Genomic DNA, 22,174 nt, shown 5'->3' with positions numbered 1-22,174 from the left:
ATAAGTGCGTTTTTAATCCCTTACTATTCTTATACTAAACGTTACCAGCAATTTGAACCAAAATGCAAAACGGAATTATTTATACAATATTGAAATTCGCTTTTGATAATCTTAAGTATTTATCGCTCGTTGAATTATTCAAATTCGTCTTTGTGAAAATATTTTCGGATTCAACTAGTTTATTAAGTAAAGTAAAATTTTCAAGGCTTGCAGTTGACACTTTTATTATTTTAAAATGGACTTTAGTAATTATTCTTTTAAGATATTCCATCAATAACCCTTTCTTGACATTTTTGATATGGTATTTATTGCTAACTAATATTTATACTTATTTCTATTATCATATTTGGAAAACAGAGTCGTTAAATCCTGATAATTTTTCAATTGACCGAGTTAGAAGACGCTTTATCACTTTGCTTTTATCAATAGGCTTTTCTAACCTTTGTTTTGCCTATTTATACAGGCTTCCATATGTAGCGGAATTCAAATGGAGTAACGACACGCCTTTGAATATTAAATCTCTTTGGTTTAGTTATGCGAATTCAATTACTGCTGATTATGAATATGTAAAGCCAATAACAGAACTAGGAATAAATCTCACAATTACACAGCTGATTATTAGTTTTATTTTCTTAACGATAATTTTGGCTAAATCAATTCCACAAACTTCTTCAACAACTTAATTTATGGCATACAGAAACGGCACATATGTTGCTTTCGCGGCAGACGGAAACACAGACATTACAAAATCCGACATTAAGTATTATAACTTACTTAAAGGTTGGAATAAAATGAAGGGCAAAGAGTTTAAACTAATAAATCCTCACGAAAAAGGTTCAATGCTTCGACAATGGAGCAAAGAAGAAACAATAAAAAGGACTTTAAGAAGTCGACTAGATAATAGTACACGCTTACTTCTTTTAGTAGGTAATACAACTAGATTCGACACTGATTTTGTGCCATACGAAATTGAATATGCAATTGATAAATGTAATCTTCCTGTAATTGTTGTTTATGTAAATCACAAAACAAGAATTACGGAAAATTGTCCACAAAGTTTAGTGAATCTATTACCAAAAGCTTTAAAGGATAGAATGGACAATGAAAAAGTTAAAACAATCCATATTCCGTTTAGAGAAAGAATAATAAGTAAAGCAATAGAAGATTATAATCACGACAAATTCCCTTCCTATAGTTTTTCGCTGTACACGGAATCGGTTTACAATTCAATTTATAGAAGTGATGAAATATAAAAAACTGTTGGCAATAACTAAGTATTCGGCGTGCCGATTACGCCCTACGGTTGTGAGATCGCTTCGCTAAGTTGGTCAACGCTGAATACCATGTTGACGGATCCGGATTTTCTTTCACCGTACTGAGCCTGCCGAACGTATGGGGAAAACGTTTTAATACATTATTTTTGAAAGATGATTTTGGAGGTTTGCAGACTCGAAAGTGTGCGTGCATTTCTCATTTAAGTTGGTTGATAACTATTCATTTTCACAAAACCCGCGTAGTTATTAAGCTTTCACTGTTTATATTTCTATTTCACTATTTCTAAGCCATAACTTCTCCATTACGTTAAAATTGTTGCATTTATTCTGTTGATTTATTGACACTTAAAGTTTCTCTCCAGTTTTCTGGTGGACCTCTTCCATCAAAAAGTAAAACAGTAATGAGTTTTCCTTTTTTACACCTTGGACATCGCTTGTGATGTGTTGGGTTTTCCTTAATAATTTCGGACGTTTTCTTTTCATTCAATAACTTTTGCAGTTCGGGTAGCTCCACAAACTAGCTTGTATCCAACAAAACCAACTTCATAAAGCTGCCGGTTTCCGTCGGGGTGGGATTCGAAGCTTCGGGTTTTGGTTTTTAGCCGTAGACTTACACGTCTAATTATACGCTTACAAACGTTTATTACCTTTTGATGTAAATTACTCTTTTTGAGTAAAAACATAGTGTTTTAAAGCTCATAATATGTTATAATTGTTAAATTTGAATAAAAATGTATAGGTTGGCTAAACGTAATACGATTAGCCAATTGTTAGCAGCAATGTAAAAAATCGAAAAATGTACATAGACTTAGGAAATATTCTAGCAATTGTGTCTTTAATTCTTGGACTGATTGCCTTAATAATCACGATTGTAGGATTTTTTGCATCTCTAAAGTTTTATAGAGACGGTGTATCTCTTCAAGATAGCGCTAACAAGGCACTTGCAAAAATTGAAGAAAAAACATCCTCTATACAGACGCAAATAGGTGGAATGTTTGACAAAACATTAGATGCTGCAATAAAAAATAACAAAGGTGTTTTAGTCTCTCAAGACTTTGATGATATTAGCGATCAGCTCGAGAACGTTAAAGATAACCTGATCAAAAATATATCTAATGAAATATCTTCCATCGGCACGGAAGAAAAGAATCAAATGAAACAGTTGTTCGAAGAACAGTTCCGGATAATTACAGATCAAGTTAATATCAGCCAAGAGAACACAGAAGATTTATTCCAACAGTCTGAAAATGAATCACTACCCGTAACACAGTTCCAACTTAAAATTTTAAATGGACTAAGAAATTCAGAAGAGAAATTAACAGTATCTGAGATATCTGACAAGCTTGGTGTAAGTGTCCCAGTTGTGTCACGAGACTTGATAAGGTTAAAAAGAAAACGGTTAGTAAATGAAACCAGTGAAGGACCAAATAAAAAATATTCTATTGCCGACTTTGGTGAAAAAGAACTAAGTGTTTTAATCGATGAAGCATTTCAAAGAGCTTCCATAAATAACAATGAACCGCATCTTGCCAAAGTTGGAGTGGAAATAAAGAAAATTGATCCTGATTTTCATCCAAGAAAATACGGATTTAATAATCTTTCAGAATTACTTGACAAACAAGACAGATTTGAAATCATCGAAAACTTTGTTAATGGACTTAATCATCCAATAGTAAAGAAAAAATAAAGCTGCTAACATCGGCTATGGCAAATGCGGGCTGACTGCTTAATAATGAAGATTTTGCAACTAAATATCATTCAGTCTTGCGGACAAAGAATCGGTTTCAAAATCCCGCACTTGCCATAGCCGTAGCCGTTGCGTGCAATTGAATCCTAAAGTGAAACAGCTTTTTTCAATATTAATTGTTTTTGTAACGAGTAATCTCGTTATAGGGCAGATATGGAAATATCCTAACTTGCCATATGGGTTTGAACATTTGAAAAATGAGGATTGGTATAATTCAAAAAAGGGTATCGAATCTGAAACTATTATTACTATACAAGGAAAAGACACAATTCATCAAGAAAACACCTATTATGACTCCTTAGGGAGATCGATAAAAAGAATTTTTAAAGATGATACTATTATTTATGAATATAATAATGGATTACTTGTATCTATATCCTCACAAAAAATAAAAGGTAAACAAATGCGCTATTTCAATTTTAATGAAAAGGGACAACTATTAGAGTTCACGATAGTTTCTAAAGAAGATACTTTGGATAATATAAAATATGGTTATTCTGAGAAAAGTAAATTTCCCACTTCAGTTGAATATAATTCTTATCAGAGAGAAGAAAGAGTTTATAATTCAAATAATGAATTAAAAAAGCTCTTGACATATGAGTTGGACAATTTAACTGATAGCATTACATATTTCTATTCTGGCGATACAATAAAATATACCGACTGTACGAATTATAATGACGAAAATGTATGGGATTGTCAGAAGACCTATGGAGTTTATGATAATAAGGGGAGGTTAATTAAAATTGTTTCAGAAATTCAAGAAGGAGATAAAACAGTCATTAGCACAACTAAATCTAGGTATAACAAAAAAGGACAAATAATTAAGACAACAGATATTCTTTCAAATGGATCCAAGGGGAAAACATTATATTATTACGACAAGAATAACTTTATGATAAGAGTTGAAACTTTCAGTGAAGGAAAAAAGCAAAGGACCATTTTATATACAAACATAGTAAAGAAATAAAAAGCACACAACAGCAAATAAACCCAAGCGGCAAACGTTCACACGTGGTAGCCGCCTGTGCTTATTTGCAAACCGCTATCCTAATTCACACACCAACAGAGCAAATCAGAACCACCAAAACTTAACTCCAAAAGAAAAAGTTTAAAGAAATACCTGAAAAATGAAAAACACCCCTTTCAGTCCTCAAATAACCCAATGGCTAGCCCATTCTAAAAAAGCATTACAAAACACCAACTCTTTCTCTAACGAAGAAGTTCAAACCATTCAAGCCGAAATAGAAAAAAGAGAAGCGTTGGCCATTGAATTACAATCTGCCAATTCTTCTAAAAACGCAGCGGCGTTTGAAGGTTCCTACAACATTATTGGTTTGAATCAGGATGAAGGACAAGGACGGTATTTTGGTTTTCTCCATATTTCAAAAGTTAGTGAGATCAGAGTAAATGCAGAATGGGTCATCAATGGTGAACAAGTGCAACAAGGAAGTGGATTTTATCATGGTGATACGCTCATCATAAATTTCTCTTACGAAGGCGAAGAAGAAAATGCAGGTAAAACCTACAAAGGTGTTGTCGTTTACAAACTGATAAACGATTCAATTTTAACAGGGTTTTGGTCAGAAAAACATGGGAATGATGAGTTTCTTGGGTTTGAAGAAGGCCGGAAACTGAAGGCTTCTGAAACGATTTGGGAACAAGCGAAAATGAATTAGAGATTTGTAAAGCTAGGAAAGTTTCAAAGAATCAAGTTTTATCCTCTTCTCTTAAGCTTCACATTTGCTATTAGGATTCAAATAAATAATTGGGAATAAGGTTTAATTCATTTTTCAATGCTCAATAATGGATTAATCATCCCACATAATTAATTTCCTCCCAACCCTACACCATTTCCTTCGCTTTAATTATCTTTGTATCAAACAAGAAATTAAGCATGGAAATTCCAAAAACATACGAATCTAAGCAATCAGAAGACAAATGGTATAAACACTGGATGGAGAAAAATTATTTCCACAGTGAGCCAGACGACAGAGAACCATACACAATCGTAATTCCACCGCCAAACGTGACGGGAGTTTTGCACATGGGACACATGTTGAATAATACCATTCAAGATGTTTTGATTCGTCGTGCAAGAATGCAAGGAAAAAATGCTTGTTGGGTACCAGGAACTGATCACGCATCTATTGCTACAGAAGCAAAAGTGGTAAATAAATTACGTGGAGAAGGAATTAAGAAGTCCGACTTAACGCGTGATGAATTCATGGAGCACGCTTGGGAATGGAAAGAAAAACATGGAGGTATTATTTTAGACCAATTGAAGAAGTTAGGAGCTTCTTGCGATTGGGAACGAACTTCTTTCACCATGGATAAAAGCTATGCGGAATCTGTGGAGGATATTTTCATTGATTTATATAAAAAAGGAAAAATATACCGTGGCGTGAGAATGGTGAATTGGGATCCATCTGCAAAAACGGCACTTTCTGATGAGGAGGTAATTCACAAAGAAGTGAATTCAAAATTATACAATGTGCGTTACCAAATTGAAGGAACGGATGAGTGGCTGACCATTGCTACGACACGTCCTGAAACAATTTTAGGAGATACCGCAATCTGTGTGAATCCAAATGATGTGCGTTATGTGAACTTGGTAGGTAAGAAAGCAATTGTTCCTATTTCAAATCGCGCCATTCCAATTATTCAAGATGAATATGTAGACATGGAGTTTGGAACAGGTTGTTTGAAAATTACGCCAGCACATGATGTGAATGATCACGAAATGGGCGAGCGTCACGATTTGGAAGTAATCGACATCTTAAACGCTGATGGGACTTTAAACGAAAAAGGATTGCATTACAAAGGAATGGATAGATTCGAAGCAAGAAAAGCGATTGCAAAAGAATTAGAAGAAAAAGAATTCCTCGTAAAAGTAGAGGACCACATCAATAAACTTGGTTTTTCTGAAAGAACGGATGCGGTAATTGAACCTCGACTTTCTTTGCAGTGGTTTGTGGATATGAAAAACATCTCTGAACCAGCATTGGAAAACGTGATGAACGGGAACATTAACTTTTTCCCTGATAATATGAAAAACACTTACCGTCATTGGATGGAAAACATCAAAGATTGGTGTATTTCTCGTCAATTGTGGTGGGGACACAGAATTCCAGCTTGGTATTTTGGTGAAGGCGAAGAAGATTTCGTTGTTGCTAAAACAATGGAAGAAGCCTTGAAGTTAGCCAATGAAAAAGCAGGGAAATCTATTTCAGAAGCAGACCTAAAACAAGACGAAGATGTTTTGGATACTTGGTTCTCGAGCTGGTTGTGGCCAATTTCTGTTTTTGATGGTTTAACGAATCCTGATAACGAAGAAATTAAATATTATTACCCAACCAACGATATCGTTACGGCTCCAGAAATTATGTTCTTCTGGGTAGCAAGAATGATTATTGCGGGTTACGAATGGATGGGCGAAAAACCATTCAAAAACGTTTACTATACAGGAATTGTTCGTGATAAATTAGGCAGAAAAATGTCTAAATCATTGGGGAATTCTCCAGATCCAATAAAGCTAATTGAAGATTACGGAGCAGATGGAGTAAGAATTGGAATGTTGGTTTCTTCACCAGCAGGAAATGATTTACCATTTGATACGAGTCAGTGTGAGCAAGGAAGAAACTTTACCAATAAAATTTGGAATGCTTTCCGATTGGTGAGTGCTTGGGAGGTGAAGGATATCGAACAGCCTGAATCTTCTGAAATTGCAATCAATTGGTTTGAGAGTAAGTTGAATGAAACATTAACGCACATCAATGATCAATTCGAGAAGTTTAGAATCTCGGATGCTTTAATGGCTTCGTATAAATTGGTTTGGGACGATTTCTGTTCTTGGTATTTGGAAATGATCAAGCCAGGTTACCAACAGCCAATTGATGCCAAAACAAAAGAACAAACGATCGTTTTCTTTGAACAATTAATGAAAATAATTCATCCATTTACACCATTTATTTCTGAAGAGGTGTGGCATTTGTTGAGAGACAGAAAAGATGGAGACGATATCATTGTTGCAGAATGGCCGACAGCTGGAACGGTAAATAATGATTTAATCAATCAATTTAAAACGACTTCTGAGGTAATTTCTAACATTAGAAATATCAGAAAGCAAAACAATATTGCGAATAAAATTGAAATCGAATTGGGAATTGTAAAAAGTAACAATCATCCAGAACAAATGGATGCTGTTCTTGTTAAAATGGGGAACATTAATTCACTTTCTTACATCGATGAAAAAATGGATAATGCCTTTTCATTTATCGTTAAGAATTCATCTTTCTACATTCCTTTTGGAGATACCGTAGATGTTGAAGCGGAAATTGAAAAAGTGAAAGGTGAATTGAAATATACGGAAGGCTTTATGAAATCTGTTCAAAAGAAGTTAGGGAACGAAAGATTCGTGAATAACGCACCCGAACAGGTTGTAGCCATCGAAAAGAAAAAGTTAGCTGATGCGCAAGAGAAAATTAAAATCTTAGAAGAGAAATTGAAAAGTTTGGGGTAGGGAGACTAAATAGATGAGATTTTGGTGGTTATTCAGCATTCTCGAATAACCACCAAAATGTGTCAAGAATTAATAAGAACTAAAATAATGGAGACTACACAACAAGTATAGACGCCAAATTATTAATATAAAAAACCAAACAACCACAGAGGAACTTTATTTCCTCTTCCCATTTCAATATCATCTGCGGCTACTAAAAAATTATTCTCATTTTTAACTTGTTTGGATGTTTTTGACTTTCCTCCAACTTCAACAGTTAAGTCGTATTCTTCGATATAAAAATCTCCTGTTTCTGGTAGTTTTATTTGGAAATTTGCCTTCCCGTCTACAGAAGCTGCGTTTAAAAGTTGAGACAACAAAAAGGTTTCTCGAATACTTCCAATATTAGCCTGACTTCGAAAAGAATAATTCCAATTGGTATTTTCTAAAAATAGTTTGTCTGGCTTTTGTAAAGTGGAAACTCCTTTACCTTTTGCCATTAACAGGTTCACTAATCTTGCTTTTTCTAGCAGTACCAACCAATGATAAACTGTGTCTCTGCTCACATCGAGCTTCCTTGATAGTGCGGTAATATTAGGTTTAAATGGAACTGACTCAGCAATAACACCTAATAGTTTCTTTATTTTAAAAGCTGTTTTCACATCAAATCCTTGCATAATTGCCAAATCAGTTTCAATGATTGTATTGACAATTTGATTCAGTTTCTTAAGCGTACTTTCTTCTTTTTCATTTGTAGAAAATGGAAAGTATCCTGTTTTAAGATAGCTTTTAAATAAAGGTAACGGATGTCTTATTTCTTCCAAGACAGTGTTAATATATTCTCGTGAATGGTATTGAATGGCTTCCAACGTAATGGGCGGTAATTTTTTAAAGGAATGATTCATTTCTAAATACTCTCTAAAAGATAAACCCGGTAATTCATAAGTAATCAACCTTCTACTTAAATCAGCCTCTCCTTTATAAATATCTAAGATAGAGGAAGAGGTAAATACAATTTTTAATTCGGGATAACCATCGTAAATATTTTTAATTTCTGTTGACCAATTCGGGTATTTATGCACCTCATCAATAAAAAGATAACGTCCACCATTTTTGTAAAATAAATCTGCTGTTTGCACCAAATTATTAGTGTAAAACCAATAATGGTCTGCTGTTATGTATAATGAGGCATCTACATTTTTTAAAACAAATTTCAAATACTGAAGAATTAGCGTCGTTTTCCCAACACCTCTTGCTCCTTTAATGGCTATTAATCGTTGACTCCAATCTACTTTATCCATCAAAAATCGGAAGTATCTATTGCTAACACTTCTCAGTATATTGTCGTGGTATTCATACAGATCTTCCATTCTATTGTAGTTGTTTTACTACAAATATATCTAATTATGTCGATAGTCGGCGACACTATAGGGAGTATTTTTGGATTATGAAACAATAATTTACTGTTCTTCAGGAATTGACATTTTCTTTCGTAACCTATAAATCCAGCATTCAATATCTTAAAATTGTTTTTACCTTTCCGAACTATTGAGAAAAGTATGAATATAGAGTTAGTGAAAATCATAGTGCAACTTCTCCGAAAAGTAAAATATTAGTCAAAATTGCACCACTTTATTAAAATCGTCTGTTTCCAACGAGCCACTAAGCACAAAATCATTAATTTTACTGTTAAAGCAGAAAATTAATAATTACATCAACAAATACATTATCAATGACATTACAAGATATTCAAAAAGACATTCAAGAAGGAATTCCTTCAAAAGTTCCACCAGCAAAGCCTTATGATTCTTCAGTGAATCACGCTCCAAAAAGAAAGCAAATTCTTTCTAAGGAAGAGGAGAAGTTGGCGCTGAAAAATGCTTTGAGATATTTTCCTTCTGAGCAGCACGCTGAGTTATTACCAGACTTTAAACACGAATTGGAAACTTACGGACGTATTTATATGTACCGTTATCGTCCAAATTATAAATTGCACGCCAGAGATATCAAGGAATATCCTGGGAAATGCGAGCAAGCGAAAGCAATCATGTTGATGATTCATAATAACTTGGATTACGCAGTAGCACAACATCCGCATGAGTTAATTACCTACGGAGGAAATGGTGCGGTGTTCCAAAACTGGGCGCAATACCGATTAACGATGAAGTATTTATCGGAAATGACGGAAGAACAAACTTTAGTGATGTATTCTGGACACCCGATGGGATTATTTCCATCGCATAAAGATGCACCAAGAGTTGTTGTTACGAATGGAATGATGATTCCGAATTATTCAAAACAAGACGATTGGGAAAAATACAACGCACTTGGAGTAACGCAATACGGACAGATGACAGCAGGTTCTTACATGTATATTGGACCGCAAGGAATTGTTCATGGAACAACGATTACTGTCTTGAACGCAGGAAGAAAAATCGCAAAAGACGGTGAAGGATTAGCTGGAAAATTATTCCTAACGGCCGGACTAGGTGGGATGTCAGGAGCACAACCCAAAGCAGGAAACATTGCTGGTTGTATTACTGTTTGTGCTGAAATTAACGAAAAAGCAACGCAAACACGTCATTCTCAAGGTTGGGTTGATGAGGTTATTACTGATTTGGATGAATTAGTGATGCGTATTAAAACAGCAAAAGCAAATAAAGAAGTTGTTTCAATTGCTTACCAAGGAAACATCGTTGATGTTTGGGAGAAACTAGATGAAGAAAATGTAAAAGTGGACTTAGGATCAGACCAAACATCATTGCATAATCCTTGGGCAGGAGGATATTATCCTGTTGGTTTCTCTTTAGAAGAATCTAATAAAATGATGGCCGAAAATCCAGAACAATTTAAAAAAGAAGTTCAAAAATCTCTTGTTCGACATGCCAATGCGATCAATAATCACACAGGAAAAGGAACCTATTTCTTTGACTACGGAAATGCTTTTTTACTCGAAGCATCAAGAGCTGGAGCAGATATCATGGCAGAAAATGGAATTGATTTCAAATATCCATCCTATGTTCAAGACATCATGGGGCCAATGTGTTTCGATTTTGGATTTGGACCTTTCCGTTGGGTTTGTGCATCAAACGATCCAGCAGATTTATTGAAAACAGATGAAATTGCTTGTCAAGTTCTAGAAGAATTACAGAAAGAAAGTCCAGCTGAAATTCAGCAACAAATGGCCGACAATATCCAATGGATTAAAGGCGCGCAAGAGAATAAGTTAGTTGTGGGTTCACAAGCAAGAATCTTATATGCCGATGCATTGGGAAGAATGAAAATCGCTGAAGCCTTCAATAAGGCCATCGAAAAAGGCGAAATCGGTCCCGTAGTTTTAGGGAGAGATCACCACGATGTTTCTGGAACAGATTCTCCATTCAGAGAAACTTCAAATATTTATGATGGGTCACAATTCACTGCCGACATGGCGATTCAAAACGTAATCGGGGATTCATTCCGCGGTGCAACTTGGGTTTCCATACACAATGGTGGTGGAGTAGGTTGGGGAGAAGTCATCAACGGAGGTTTTGGAATGTTGCTCGATGGAACAGCCGATGCTGACAGAAGATTAAAATCAATGTTGCATTGGGATGTAAACAACGGAATTGCCAGAAGAAACTGGGCAAGAAACGAAGGCGCAACATTTGCAATAAAACGTGCCATGGAAATGGAGCCACGATTGAAGGTTACCGTACCGAATTTGGTGGATGATTCATTGTTTGATTAGGAATTTGAAATTATGAATTTTGGATGGAACAAAATCCACGCAAAACAATTATTTAAAAATGGAATACGCAGGGACGGTTTGCAACCGTCCTTTTCCATTTGTTTTAAGTTGTTGTGTTTTACTCCAGCTTAATCCGCGTTCCTTCATCCTACTTGAACCAAATCAATCAGTGGTCTTTGAATACTTGTTTTTCCTTATATTTAACCAATTCAGAATGAAAAGAAACGATGTAAGAAAAATTATTAGTTATTCCATTGCTTGTGAGTTTGCTATCGGGGTAATAAAAAAATTAGATTTGAACTACCATAATTTTTGTGGTAAAACAATATCGTGTAGTGGAAGCCGATTATCAATTGAAATTTAGTGGAGAATCACGCTTGCGAATATTCTTGCAAGCCATAGTTGTTGTTCCTCTTTTAGGAATGATACTTTTTGCATTTTTTATTTCTTTTAATCTAATAGGAAAACTTATATTTATTGGGGTGTTCTTATTGTTGTTATACCTTTTTATAGACAGCGCTATTAAGAATGTAATACTCAAAAATGATTATATACAAGTAGAGAAATTAAGTGGTAGGAAAATTATTTATAACTATGATTTCATAAAGAGATTCGTAATAAAGCAACAGTTGAATCCGCATCCTGTATTGTTTTTAGGTGAATTAGATAAGGAGATAATTGTTGTTGAGCTTGTGAGAAATAAAAAATCAGAGATAACCTTCTTTTGTCCCGAGGATAAAAAGATTGAATTGAATGAGTTTTTGAGGAGTAAAGGCTTGAGAATGTTTATTTCTGAATAAACACTGAAGACATTCCCTGTTTGCATAATTTTGTACCGATTATTAAATTTGTTGTTTCCTCCATTGGTAATAGCACATTTTGAAATTCAACAGCTCTTCTTTAAGCACTTTACCACTTAACTTAGGATTTAAATGTTTATATTTATCAATAAGGAAAAGTCATGGAAATTTCATACACCACAAAAGAAGAAGCGAATAGAATGGAGGAAAAGCGATTTTTAGCTTTAAAGCCAAGTGAGCGACTAATTGAGTTTTTAAATGAAATGCCCTATTTTGCTCAGTTTCCTTCCAAAAAACCACAGGAAAAGGAAGAAAACTTTATTGTGATTTTGAATGATGAAAAGTGATGGAAGATTGGAGTAATAATATTTTACAATTTTACGAACTAGCTCAAAAGGAAAAAGTAGAAATGGTTATGGTTGGAGGCGGGGCAGTAAACTTCCACGGTTATAAACGACATTCAGCAGATGTCGATTTTTGGATTAAAACCAGTTCAGAAAACTTAAAGAAATTAGTTAAGGTTTTTAATCAGATGGGATATGAATTGACCCAATTTCCAAAAGAAGTCGTTGAACAAAAACAGAATATCTCCGTTAAATTTTCACCGAGAGAGCCGTTAAATTTAGAACTTATCACTAAGTTTTCAGCAAATAAGTCTTTCGATGAGGTTTTTAAAAATGCTGAAACTTCAATATTAAAAAAAGAAGAAAAAGAGATTCATATCAAAGTAATGAATTATAACGATCTTATTTCTAGTAAAATAAAGTCGAATAGACCCAAGGACTTATTAGATATTCAAGAATTAGAACGAATCAGAAACAACTTTGATTAATCTTTTCAGCGCTTATTCTTCACGGAAATAAATTGACTTCATTACATAAAAAAATCCGCTTAAATCTGCGTGGCTTGTATTCGCGTTATCCGCGTGCCGTCATCCAAAAAACACCCAAAACCCCTCAACTAATCAATATGAAAATCGCAAGCTATCGCGAGATTTTATCTCGTGATCTTAGCATTTTCCTTATCTTTATCCAATTCAAAAAGAGAGAATGATGTATAAAAAACTATTAGTCATCCCGATTCTGGGAAGTATGCTTATTGGATGTAACCAAGAGCAAGCAGGAAAAGAAGACGAAAATCAAATGAAAACAAGTTTAGAGTATCCACAAACGGAAGAACGCAATGATGCAGATACACTTTTTGACAAAGTGATTGCAGATCCATACCGTTGGTTAGAAGACGATATGAGTGACGAAACTGCGGAATGGGTGAAAGCACAAAACGAATTAACTTTTAATTATTTGGACGAAATTCCTTACCGTGACCAACTGAAAGAAAGATTGTCGGAGCTTTGGAATTATGAACGAATTTCAGCCCCGAGTAAGAAAGGTGATTATGTTTATTATTCTAAAAATGACGGATTACAAAATCAATACGTTGTATACAGAAAAGATGCAGAAGGAAACGAAGAAGTGTTTTTAGATCCAAATACATTTTCTGAAGACGGAACAACTTCTTTAGGTCAACTTTCTTTCACAGAAGACGGAACTTTGGCTGCTTATGCTATTTCTGAAGGAGGTTCGGATTGGAGAAAAGTAATCGTAATGGATGCGGTGAATAAAGAAATCCTAGAAGACACATTAATCGATGTGAAATTCTCTGGACTTTCTTGGAAAAACAACGAAGGATTTTTCTACAGTAGCTATGACAAGCCAGAAGGAAGTGAATTGTCTGCAAAAACAGATCAGCATAAATTGTATTACCATAAATTAGGAACAGCACAATCTGAGGATAAAGTAATTTACGGAGCAACAGAAGAACAGAAAAGAAGATATGTTGGAGGTTCTGTTTCTAAAGACGGGAAATATCTATTCATCTCAGGTTCTATTTCAACTTCAGGAAATGAGTTGAGTGTATTGGACTTAACAGATGAAAATGCTGAAATCAAACCATTGGTAACTGGATTTGACCAAGATGCAGGAGTATTGACAACTAAAGATAATACCTTCTATATTTCAACAAATCTTGACGCACCAAATAAGCGTTTGGTAAAAACAACTTATGAAAATCCAACGACAGATAATTGGGTAGACGTAATTCCAGAAACAGAGAATGTACTTTCTACTTCAAAAGGAGCTGGATATTTATTCGCACAATACATGGTAGACGCAACAACGGAAGTGAAGCAATATGATTTTGATGGTAAATTAATCAGAACAATTGACTTGCCAGGAATTGGTTCGGCAGGTGGATTTGGTGGAAAAGAAGAAGATACTGTTTTGTATTACTCTTTCACAAACTACGTAACGCCAGGAAGTGTGTTTGAATTCAATCCTGAAAACGGAGAATCAAAGAACTATTGGAAACCAGAAATTGATTTTAATCCTGAAGACTTTGTTTCAGAACAAGTTTTCTATGAATCAAAAGACGGAACAAAAGTACCGATGATTATCACCCACAAAAAAGGAATTGAAATGGATGGAACAAATCCAACAATTCTTTATGGTTATGGTGGTTTCAACATCAGCTTGACCCCTTCTTTTTCTACTGCAAATGTAGTTTGGATGGAAAACGGTGGAATTTATGCTGTTCCTAACCTTCGTGGTGGTGGAGAATACGGTAAGGAATGGCACAATGCAGGTACGAAAATGCAAAAACAAAATGTATTTGATGACTTCATCAGCGCAGCTCATTACTTAATCGATAATAAATACACTTCTTCTGATCATTTAGCAATTCGCGGTGGATCAAACGGAGGATTATTGGTTGGAGCATGTATGACGCAAGAGCCAGATTTATTTCAAGTTGCCTTGCCAGCTGTTGGAGTTTTAGACATGATTCGTTACCATACATTTACAGCAGGAGCCGGTTGGGCCTATGATTATGGTACAGCAGAAGATTCTCCAGAAATGTTGGATTACTTGTTGGGTTATTCTCCAGTTCACAACGTGAAAGAAGGAGTAAGCTACCCCGCTACAATGATTACAACAGGAGACCACGATGATAGAGTAGTACCAGCGCATTCATTCAAATTTGCAGCAGAATTGCAAAAGAAAAACGCTGGAGATGCACCAATGTTAATTCGTATTGAAGTAAATGCTGGTCACGGTGCAGGAACACCAATCAGCAAAACGATTCAACAATATGCCGATATTTATGGGTTTACACTTTATAATATGGGAGTGGAGAAATTATGAATTATGAACGATGAATGATGAATCCGATGATACTCGGATTCTCATGTTAATTATAGAAATTGGCCAGTTGTGAAGTTTACTTTGCAACTGGCTTTTTTTATATATTAAGGTAATGACCTCATCAAATTAGGTTAGTAATTTAAAATAGGTGGGTAGATGTCTCCCTCTTTTTAGGAGAGGGATTAAGGGAGAGGATTTACCCATTGTTATGAGGATTTTTAACTCGTTATCTTGCTAATTCATAAAAGCAAACTATCTTTAATTATTAAAATTTCAAATACCTATTCTTGAATAATAGAAAGACTAACAAAAAAACAGTCAAATATGCCGCAATCGCATTAATTACAATCCTAAACCTTTTGGTCTTATTAATGTGGCTCGGACAACTTTCGTTTGGACATGGGCTAGGAGATTTAAGTTATCTTGGTTTTTATACCTTGTTGGCCGTTCTAGGCTGCATAATTGTTGTTGTAAATAAGAAAAAATTCGTAAACATAATTTTGATAGTCGTTTTCATTATAGCAAACTTTTTATTTCTCGAAAAAGCAACTATAGGAAGAGGCCCTGAGCAAAAATGGAATGGTCATTTATTTGTTTTAATTCTAAGTCCAAATTCACCATTTTTTTGTCAAACAAGTTTTTTTTGGAGAACATTTAAAATAATCTAATCATCAATTCTCCCTTTCAAGGCTTCTATCAAATCAGTTTTATAATTGCGTGATACTGGATATTGCTGATGACCTTTAAGTACAACATTTTGACCTTCTATTTTTTCAATTTGATCGAGATTGATAATATGCGATCGATGACAGCGGTATAATTTATCGTGTATTTGCTCGTACATTTTAAGTGGTTTTGAGGAAAGTATCACTTTGTCTTTTAGTTGAAATTTACTGTACATTCCATCTGCGGTAATGGATAGTATTTCGTGAATATTGATGAAATAAGTTCCTTCATGAGATTTAATTACGATGACATTTTGATTCTCAATTGTTTTTAATTGCTGATAGGTGTTTTCTGTTTTCTTTTCGTTGATAATACGTTCTAAACATTCAGCAAGCTCAGTGTGTTCTATTGGTTTTAATAGATAGTCGAAAGCTGAAAGTCTAATTGCCTGAATGGTATATTGATCGTATGCGGTAACAAAAATCAATTTAAAATCGAATTCCTCTTCATTTAAAAATGATTTAATTTTTAGTCCAATATGTTCGGGCATTTGAATGTCTAAAAATACAACATCAGGTTTCTCTTTTCGTATTAAATCAACCCCTTCTAACAAACTTTTAGCCTCACCTACTAATTGGTACGGAAGTCCGAGTGATTCTATTGAAAAAATCAATAATTCTCTTGGGTTAGGCTCATCATCGATAACAATGTATTTAATCATTTTCTTTCACTTTTATGGTGGTTTTTGTTCCTTGGTCAGTAGAAGAGACTTCTAAGTCAACACTAATCTCATTGAGGGAGTTGATATATGTAATTCGCTTTCTAATCGCTTGCATTGCAAATGAATCAGATTTGTTGTTTTCTTGGTTAATTTGATTGGCTTTTTCTATTCCAATCCCGTTATCGCTAATTTCTAAGGTGTAAGATAAGTCATCAATTTTATGAAGAATAATGCTGATCTTCTTTTCGCCATGTTTATGTTTTAATCCATGATGGATTGAATTCTCTGCAATGGGTTGTGTGATTAATGATGGTATTCTAAAGTCTTCTAAATCCATTTCTTCATTGATATTCATCTCAATATTCATCTCATCTTCAAATCGATTTCTCTCTAATTCTAAATAGTTATTGAGAATGTCTAATTCTTGCTTTAAAGAAATCAGTTCTTTTTGTGAATAGTTTAATATTCCACGCATTAATGAAGAAAATTTCTGAACCATTTTGAAGGCTGCACCTGTTTCTTTTTTTGCAATTTTCAATTGAATAGATGAAAGGGTGTTGAAAACAAAGTGTGGATTCATCTGAGATCGAATTGCGGTTAGTTCCGATTTAAAAACCCTGGCTTTTAAACGCTCTTCTTGTATTCTTTTTAGGTTTTCCTTTCTCATGGTAGACAGTCTCTTTTTTTGGATGCCGAATAACAAAAGGATGACGGAAATAAAAACAACGAGAATAAACCAAAACGATTTATAAAAAGGAGAATTAACATAGATTTTTACAGGATAATTTGTTGTGTTTTCATTGGTTTTTAGAATAAACTCTAATGTTGAATTTCCTTCTGGAACGAAAGCCATATTAAACTGGAAAGCATTTTGCTGATTGGCTTCTATTTTTGTCCTTTCATCTTGGTTTCCTAATGTGTAATACAACTCATAATTGGTGAAAAAAGAAAGGTCTTTATTGGTTTTTAAAAACAACTCTATTCCCTTGTTATTATGAGATAAGTTAATGGTTTCGGTGATGATTTTACCATTCTTTTGGCTAATGATCAATGCTAAGTCTTTTGGAGGAGTTTGGTATAAGAATTCCGAATAGTTATGAATAATATACACATCACTTAATGTTGTGATAAATAAGTCTGTCTTATTCTTCGAAATATTAACAATGTCATTCCCTTTTGTAAGCTGTGCTATAAAATTTATTTTTCTTACCTGATCAATATTTGCGTTGTATAAAACGACCTCTGTTTTATTATAACATAAGACTTCATTGTCGCCTATTTTAGTCACTTTCCGAATATTGTCTATCGGTAGGTTAGTTATTTTCCCTGAGCGATATCCAATAGCTTCCCCAATGAAATCAAACAGGTAAATGTCGTTGTTGAGTTGAAGTGCCTCAATGATTTTACGTTCTTTTTCCACTGTGGTTACAACTGAAAAATCATTTCGATTGACAATTTTTAATCCCGTTTTTGTTCCTAGATAAAACAGATTTTCTTCTTTAGAATAGTGAATAGAATTATGCCATTTCCCTTTGTCCGTTTTAATCGATTTTGTCAAGTTTTGAAAATCTTCAGAAGTAGCAACAAAAAGTTCGTCGTCAACAAAAATAGCTTTAGTAGAATGAACATTTTCTGATTCAATTACACTTTGCGTCGTTAAATCAATCACAAATAATTGATCACAATAAACATATAAAAAGTCACCTTTATGAACAATAGATTGAACCTCTCCGTTTTTCCTGAGATGGATTACTTTCTTAATACCTTGAGCGAAGTTCCATGATATCAAGGAACCAAGATTCGTTCCTAGAAATAGATATTCTTCCGTTAAATAAGAAGTAACGATTCTCTCCTTTCTTTGAAGAATTGAGCTCATGTCATTTTTCATTATCTCAGTAGAAGGAATTTGAAGTACTCCTTCATATTTCGTCCCCATCCAAATATTCTCAAATTGATCAAATGAAATAGCATGAATAGGCGTTCCTTGGTAATAATGTTTCCATTTTTGTTGCTTAGGAATCCATATTGACAATCCATCATTATGACCTATTGTAATCAAACCATTTTTTTGAATTTTAATATCGTATAGTTTTACATTTAAAAGTCGAATAGGTAAATCAAATCGCATATTGATTTGACCTGATTTTTGATCAAATTCATAAACCATGTTTTCAGAAACGAGGTAATTGTTTTCTTCAGATGTGAAGACCTTGCGAACTGACTTTTTAAATTGTGTTGGAATTTTACATTGTTTTTGTAGGTTATATAAGTCAATTGTATTATGGCTTTGTTGGATTAAGAAATAAGCGTTTTTTGTTTTGATAAACCCATGATGATACTGATCAATTCCAAAATCTATTTTCTTGAAATTAGTATTCTGACCAACAAAAAGTGAGTTCGGTGTAGTTACAAAAATTGAATCTTTGATGACCACTATGTCTTTGATGTTTTCCTCAAAATGTTGGATGAGTAAAAGACTATCATTTTTTAATTGATAAATGCTGTTGTTGAAACTTAAGGCGAAAATATTGTTTTCTTGCAAGTATATTTTATGAAAAGTTTCATCTGACTCACTGTGCAGTGGAGAGAGTACTTTTCCAGTATATCTGAAAAGCCCTTTTTCTGAGGCAATCAATATTTCATTTTTGGCTTTATATTCGACAATATCATATACTGTTCCGAAATGTTCATAGTCAATAGGAATAGTCATTGGTTCATTTTCCTGACTAAATAGAGGGAAACAAAGTAAAAATGTGATGAATGCTTTTATGTAATGTTTAAACATATTCAAAATTAATATAAAAAAAATCGATGGTTTTGTCGTTTAGCAATTATATCTGTTGTTCAGCAATTGCTTGCTGATGATTTGCCCTCTTCTTGTTTAATTTGCTTTGAATTTAAATTAAAACTCAGAGAACAAAATGAACAAGATCACCCTGTTTATCGCATTACTTTGCCTTGGTAACAGCACTATGGCTCAGTTTGGTGCACTAAAAAATGCAAAGAACAAAATTGAGAATTCTAAAGCGAGTGTAAAGTCTGCATCAATGCCTGTAATTGGTGAAAAAGAATTAGATGAGCAAACTTATGCGGACCATGATCGATTGTTTGTGGCGGATAATGGACAAATGATTATCAAAGGAGTTCACACGGCAGATTATAAAGACGATATCAATTTTTCTGGGAATTATTTCATCAACACGTTTGCCATTGAAGCACCAGCCAATCAATTCAGTAAAGATACTGCAAAAGCCTATTTAGGATTCGCCATTGAATATGATCAAGAAAAACACACGATGCAAATTCATTGGGATGAAGGAAACTCAAATTATGCAATGGTACCAGATCGATATAAAAGTTCCGCTGATAAAGGAAATGTAATGTTTCAAATGGGAATGACAGGTGGACCATCTTCTTGGTATAATGCAGAATGTTTATTGTTAGAACCAGGTGTAATTTTAATAGGTGCTAATGTATATCATAAAAATGATGAGATTGGACACCAGTGGATGAACAATATTACACCAGAATCTTTCATCATCGCTGCCAAAGACACTACAAAGTTTAAAGAGTATCAAAAAAATGTAGAGTACACTTCTAAAGTTGTATTTGAAAAATTTGATGCTTTACGTGCCATGTGGAAAAACGATGAAATTAAAGATGCGAAGCCATTGCCTGCAGAAGGAATGAAAGACGCGGCTTTGAAATCTGACGCTTTGGCTTTGATTCAAAGAACTGCAAAAGGGTACAAATGGAAAGAAGAAGTAATCTATGCTTATGTGACTTCAACAGATTGGGAAATTAAAAAACATCCTTTTACAGGGGCAACATTAAAACGAGTAGCCAAAGCTATTGTGGTAATGAAAACACCTCAAGGTAATTATAAACGCGAAGGTTTTTACATCGCTCAAGATTATGTTGGAGGAGGAGACTTTGGAAAAACGTACATGTTGTATAACGACCAAAGAATCTACTACGTGAATCCAAATGATGCAATGAAATACAAAAACTAATCAAAATAAATTAATTTAAAAATGAAAAAAACAATTCTGATATTATCGGCTGTTGGGCTTTCTCTTTTAGGGAAGGAGTTAAATGCCCAACAAATACCAACTCAAGATTTAGTTGTAGAATATAAATTTGATACGGGTAATTTCATAGAAACGAGCGGGAGTTCCTATAATGCAGGAGGTATAACTCCATCCCATACTGCTTCCTTTGTTCCAGGAATTGAACAAGGGACTAGCGCTATTTCGCCTGACGGAGCATCACTTAGTAATGTAGGAAACATTACTTTTTCTGGAAATGTAAAAGAATATGTAGTTAGTTTTTGGTTTAAAGCAAATCAAGGAACTGGTGATTTTCAATTATTAGAATTAAAAGATCCAGGCAGTAGTAATGGATTAACAATTGATGTATTGAACTTCAGTAATAACACTTCAGCTTTAACGGTTAATCAAGTTTCTCAAGGAACAAGCCCTACAGGTACTTATAACTCTTTTGCAAGTTATTTAGATAATGAATGGCATCATTTAGCCGTAAAATTGGTTTATTGGACAACTGGAGGAAAGTATTATTTACGTGCCTATCTTGATGATATTGAAATTATAGATAATCAAAATGTAGTTAGTTTAAGTAATGTTTGGGTTTTTGGAGGTTTAGACATTTATTTACCTTCACAGACTACAGGAAATGGTACATCTCAAGATTTAAAAATTGACAATTTCCGTTTTTATGAGTTTCCAATTGATCAAGCGGATATAACTGCATTGTATAACGAAAAAAACACTTCAAGCTGTGCGAACATTGTAAACATACCCGATGCCAACTTTAAAACTGCGTTATTAGAACATGGTACAACAATTACAGGTGCAGGAATTTCCCCGATAGATACAGACGGAGATGGTGAAATTTGCGAAACAGAAGCGCAAGCCTACACAGGAAATATACAAATACCAAGTCAAGGGATAAGCGACCTTACAGGAATTGAAGCTTTTACTGCTTTAACAGTATTAAACTGTTCTTCAAATCAATTAACTAATTTAGATGTTTCAGCAAATACAGCTTTATTAACATTAAATTGTACTTTTAACCAATTAACCAGTTTAAATGTCGCCAATGGAAACAACAATAATATGACAATGATGACTGCGTTTAATAATCCTAACTTAACTTGTATTCAACACGATACAGGGTATACACCTACCCCTTGGGTTCAAGGCGAAGGCTGGTTAAAAGACGCTACTGCATCTTGGAGTGAAAATTGTGGTACAGCTGGGATTGAAGATTTTGATTCTGCTTTGAATATTTCTATTTATCCTAATCCTACAAATGGTGACTTCACAATAAACTTGGGAGAAACGATTCAATCTTTAACAATTTACATTACGGACATTACTGGAAAAGAAGTATATTCTAATGGTTATAAATCTACACAAAAAGTAAATCTCAACTTGAACGATGCTCCTGGAGTTTATTTTGTAACAATAGAAGCAGATGGGGTTCAATCGAAATATAAGTTAATCAAAAAATAACTGA

At 34.1% G+C, this 22,174-nt stretch carries 17 protein-coding genes; 13 read left to right on the top strand and 4 right to left on the bottom strand.

Annotated elements, in window-relative coordinates; translation table 11 throughout:
- Positions 1-152: 152 nt before the first annotated feature.
- Positions 153-683, top strand: a complete 531-nt coding sequence (locus CW751_RS04690; protein ID WP_133122126.1) for a hypothetical protein — start codon at positions 153-155, stop codon at positions 681-683.
- 3 nt (positions 684-686) lie between these two features.
- Positions 687-1,253: a TIR domain-containing protein gene (locus tag CW751_RS04685; protein WP_101333838.1), complete on the top strand. Its 567-nt coding sequence runs from the start codon at positions 687-689 to the stop codon at positions 1,251-1,253.
- A 343-nt stretch (positions 1,254-1,596) separates the two neighbouring features.
- Here the strand turns inward: CW751_RS04685 and CW751_RS04680 are convergent, their stop codons facing one another.
- Complete coding sequence (locus tag CW751_RS04680; RefSeq protein ID WP_101333837.1) at positions 1,597-1,788, bottom strand: hypothetical protein; 192 nt, start codon at positions 1,786-1,788, stop codon at positions 1,597-1,599.
- A 282-nt stretch (positions 1,789-2,070) separates the two neighbouring features.
- On the opposite strand from CW751_RS04680, the gene CW751_RS04675 reads away from it, so the two are divergent.
- The 4 genes from CW751_RS04675 (at position 2,071) to CW751_RS04660 (ending at position 7,543) form a co-directional block, all read left to right on the top strand.
- Entirely contained in the window at positions 2,071-2,961 is an 891-nt protein-coding gene (locus CW751_RS04675) for an OST-HTH/LOTUS domain-containing protein (protein ID WP_101333836.1), read from the top strand.
- Between the two features lie 151 nt (positions 2,962-3,112).
- Positions 3,113-3,991, top strand: a complete 879-nt coding sequence (locus CW751_RS04670; protein WP_133122125.1) for a hypothetical protein — start codon at positions 3,113-3,115, stop codon at positions 3,989-3,991.
- Between the two features lie 160 nt (positions 3,992-4,151).
- Positions 4,152-4,700 (top strand): hypothetical protein, encoded by a 549-nt coding sequence (locus CW751_RS04665; protein WP_240612532.1) that lies wholly within the window; start codon positions 4,152-4,154, stop codon positions 4,698-4,700.
- Positions 4,701-4,918: 218 nt separating this feature from the next.
- Positions 4,919-7,543 carry a valine--tRNA ligase gene (locus tag CW751_RS04660; protein ID WP_101333834.1) on the top strand — a complete coding sequence of 875 codons (2,625 nt, stop codon included), beginning with the start codon at positions 4,919-4,921 and terminating at the stop codon, positions 7,541-7,543.
- Between the two features lie 122 nt (positions 7,544-7,665).
- On the opposite strand, the gene CW751_RS04655 is transcribed toward CW751_RS04660, so the two are convergent.
- Positions 7,666-8,892 (bottom strand): ATP-binding protein, encoded by a 1,227-nt coding sequence (locus tag CW751_RS04655; RefSeq protein WP_101333833.1) that lies wholly within the window; start codon positions 8,890-8,892, stop codon positions 7,666-7,668.
- Positions 8,893-9,254: 362 nt separating this feature from the next.
- Between CW751_RS04655 and CW751_RS04650 the strand changes: the two genes are divergently transcribed.
- The 5 genes from CW751_RS04650 (at position 9,255) to CW751_RS04625 (ending at position 15,249) form a co-directional block, all read left to right on the top strand.
- Positions 9,255-11,252 carry a urocanate hydratase gene (locus tag CW751_RS04650; protein WP_101333832.1) on the top strand — a complete coding sequence of 666 codons (1,998 nt, stop codon included), beginning with the start codon at positions 9,255-9,257 and terminating at the stop codon, positions 11,250-11,252.
- Between the two features lie 314 nt (positions 11,253-11,566).
- On the top strand, positions 11,567-12,052 hold the full coding sequence (locus CW751_RS04640) for a hypothetical protein (protein WP_133122124.1): 486 nt from the start codon (positions 11,567-11,569) through the stop codon (positions 12,050-12,052).
- Positions 12,053-12,213: 161 nt separating this feature from the next.
- Entirely contained in the window at positions 12,214-12,399 is a 186-nt protein-coding gene (locus CW751_RS04635) for a hypothetical protein (protein ID WP_101333829.1), read from the top strand.
- A complete protein-coding gene (locus tag CW751_RS04630) occupies positions 12,399-12,884 on the top strand; it encodes a nucleotidyl transferase AbiEii/AbiGii toxin family protein (RefSeq protein WP_101333828.1) in 486 nt (161 codons plus the stop codon). The genes CW751_RS04635 and CW751_RS04630 overlap by 1 nt, the downstream gene beginning before the upstream one ends.
- Before the next feature lie 217 nt (positions 12,885-13,101).
- The gene (locus tag CW751_RS04625; protein WP_101333827.1) at positions 13,102-15,249 is read left to right on the top strand and encodes a prolyl oligopeptidase family serine peptidase; all 2,148 of its coding nucleotides are present in this window, start codon (positions 13,102-13,104) and stop codon (positions 15,247-15,249) included.
- 664 nt (positions 15,250-15,913) lie between these two features.
- On the opposite strand, the gene CW751_RS04615 is transcribed toward CW751_RS04625, so the two are convergent.
- Positions 15,914-16,636, bottom strand: coding sequence for a LytR/AlgR family response regulator transcription factor (locus CW751_RS04615; protein WP_101333825.1), 723 nt, complete (start codon positions 16,634-16,636; stop codon positions 15,914-15,916).
- On the bottom strand, positions 16,629-19,421 hold the full coding sequence (locus CW751_RS04610) for a sensor histidine kinase (RefSeq protein ID WP_101333824.1): 2,793 nt from the start codon (positions 19,419-19,421) through the stop codon (positions 16,629-16,631). The genes CW751_RS04615 and CW751_RS04610 overlap by 8 nt, the downstream gene beginning before the upstream one ends.
- Before the next feature lie 136 nt (positions 19,422-19,557).
- On the opposite strand from CW751_RS04610, the gene CW751_RS04605 reads away from it, so the two are divergent.
- Positions 19,558-20,649: a hypothetical protein gene (locus CW751_RS04605; protein WP_133122123.1), complete on the top strand. Its 1,092-nt coding sequence runs from the start codon at positions 19,558-19,560 to the stop codon at positions 20,647-20,649.
- Between the two features lie 21 nt (positions 20,650-20,670).
- Complete coding sequence (locus CW751_RS04600; RefSeq protein WP_101333822.1) at positions 20,671-22,170, top strand: T9SS type A sorting domain-containing protein; 1,500 nt, start codon at positions 20,671-20,673, stop codon at positions 22,168-22,170.
- Positions 22,171-22,174: the final 4 nt, after the last annotated feature.

Origin of the sequence: Brumimicrobium salinarum (assembly GCF_002844555.1) — a bacterium.
Taxonomy (GTDB): Bacteria; Bacteroidota; Bacteroidia; order Flavobacteriales_D; family Crocinitomicaceae; genus Brumimicrobium; species Brumimicrobium salinarum.
Note: the sequence above shows the minus strand (reverse complement) of the source record. Positions and strands in the feature narration are given on the sequence as shown.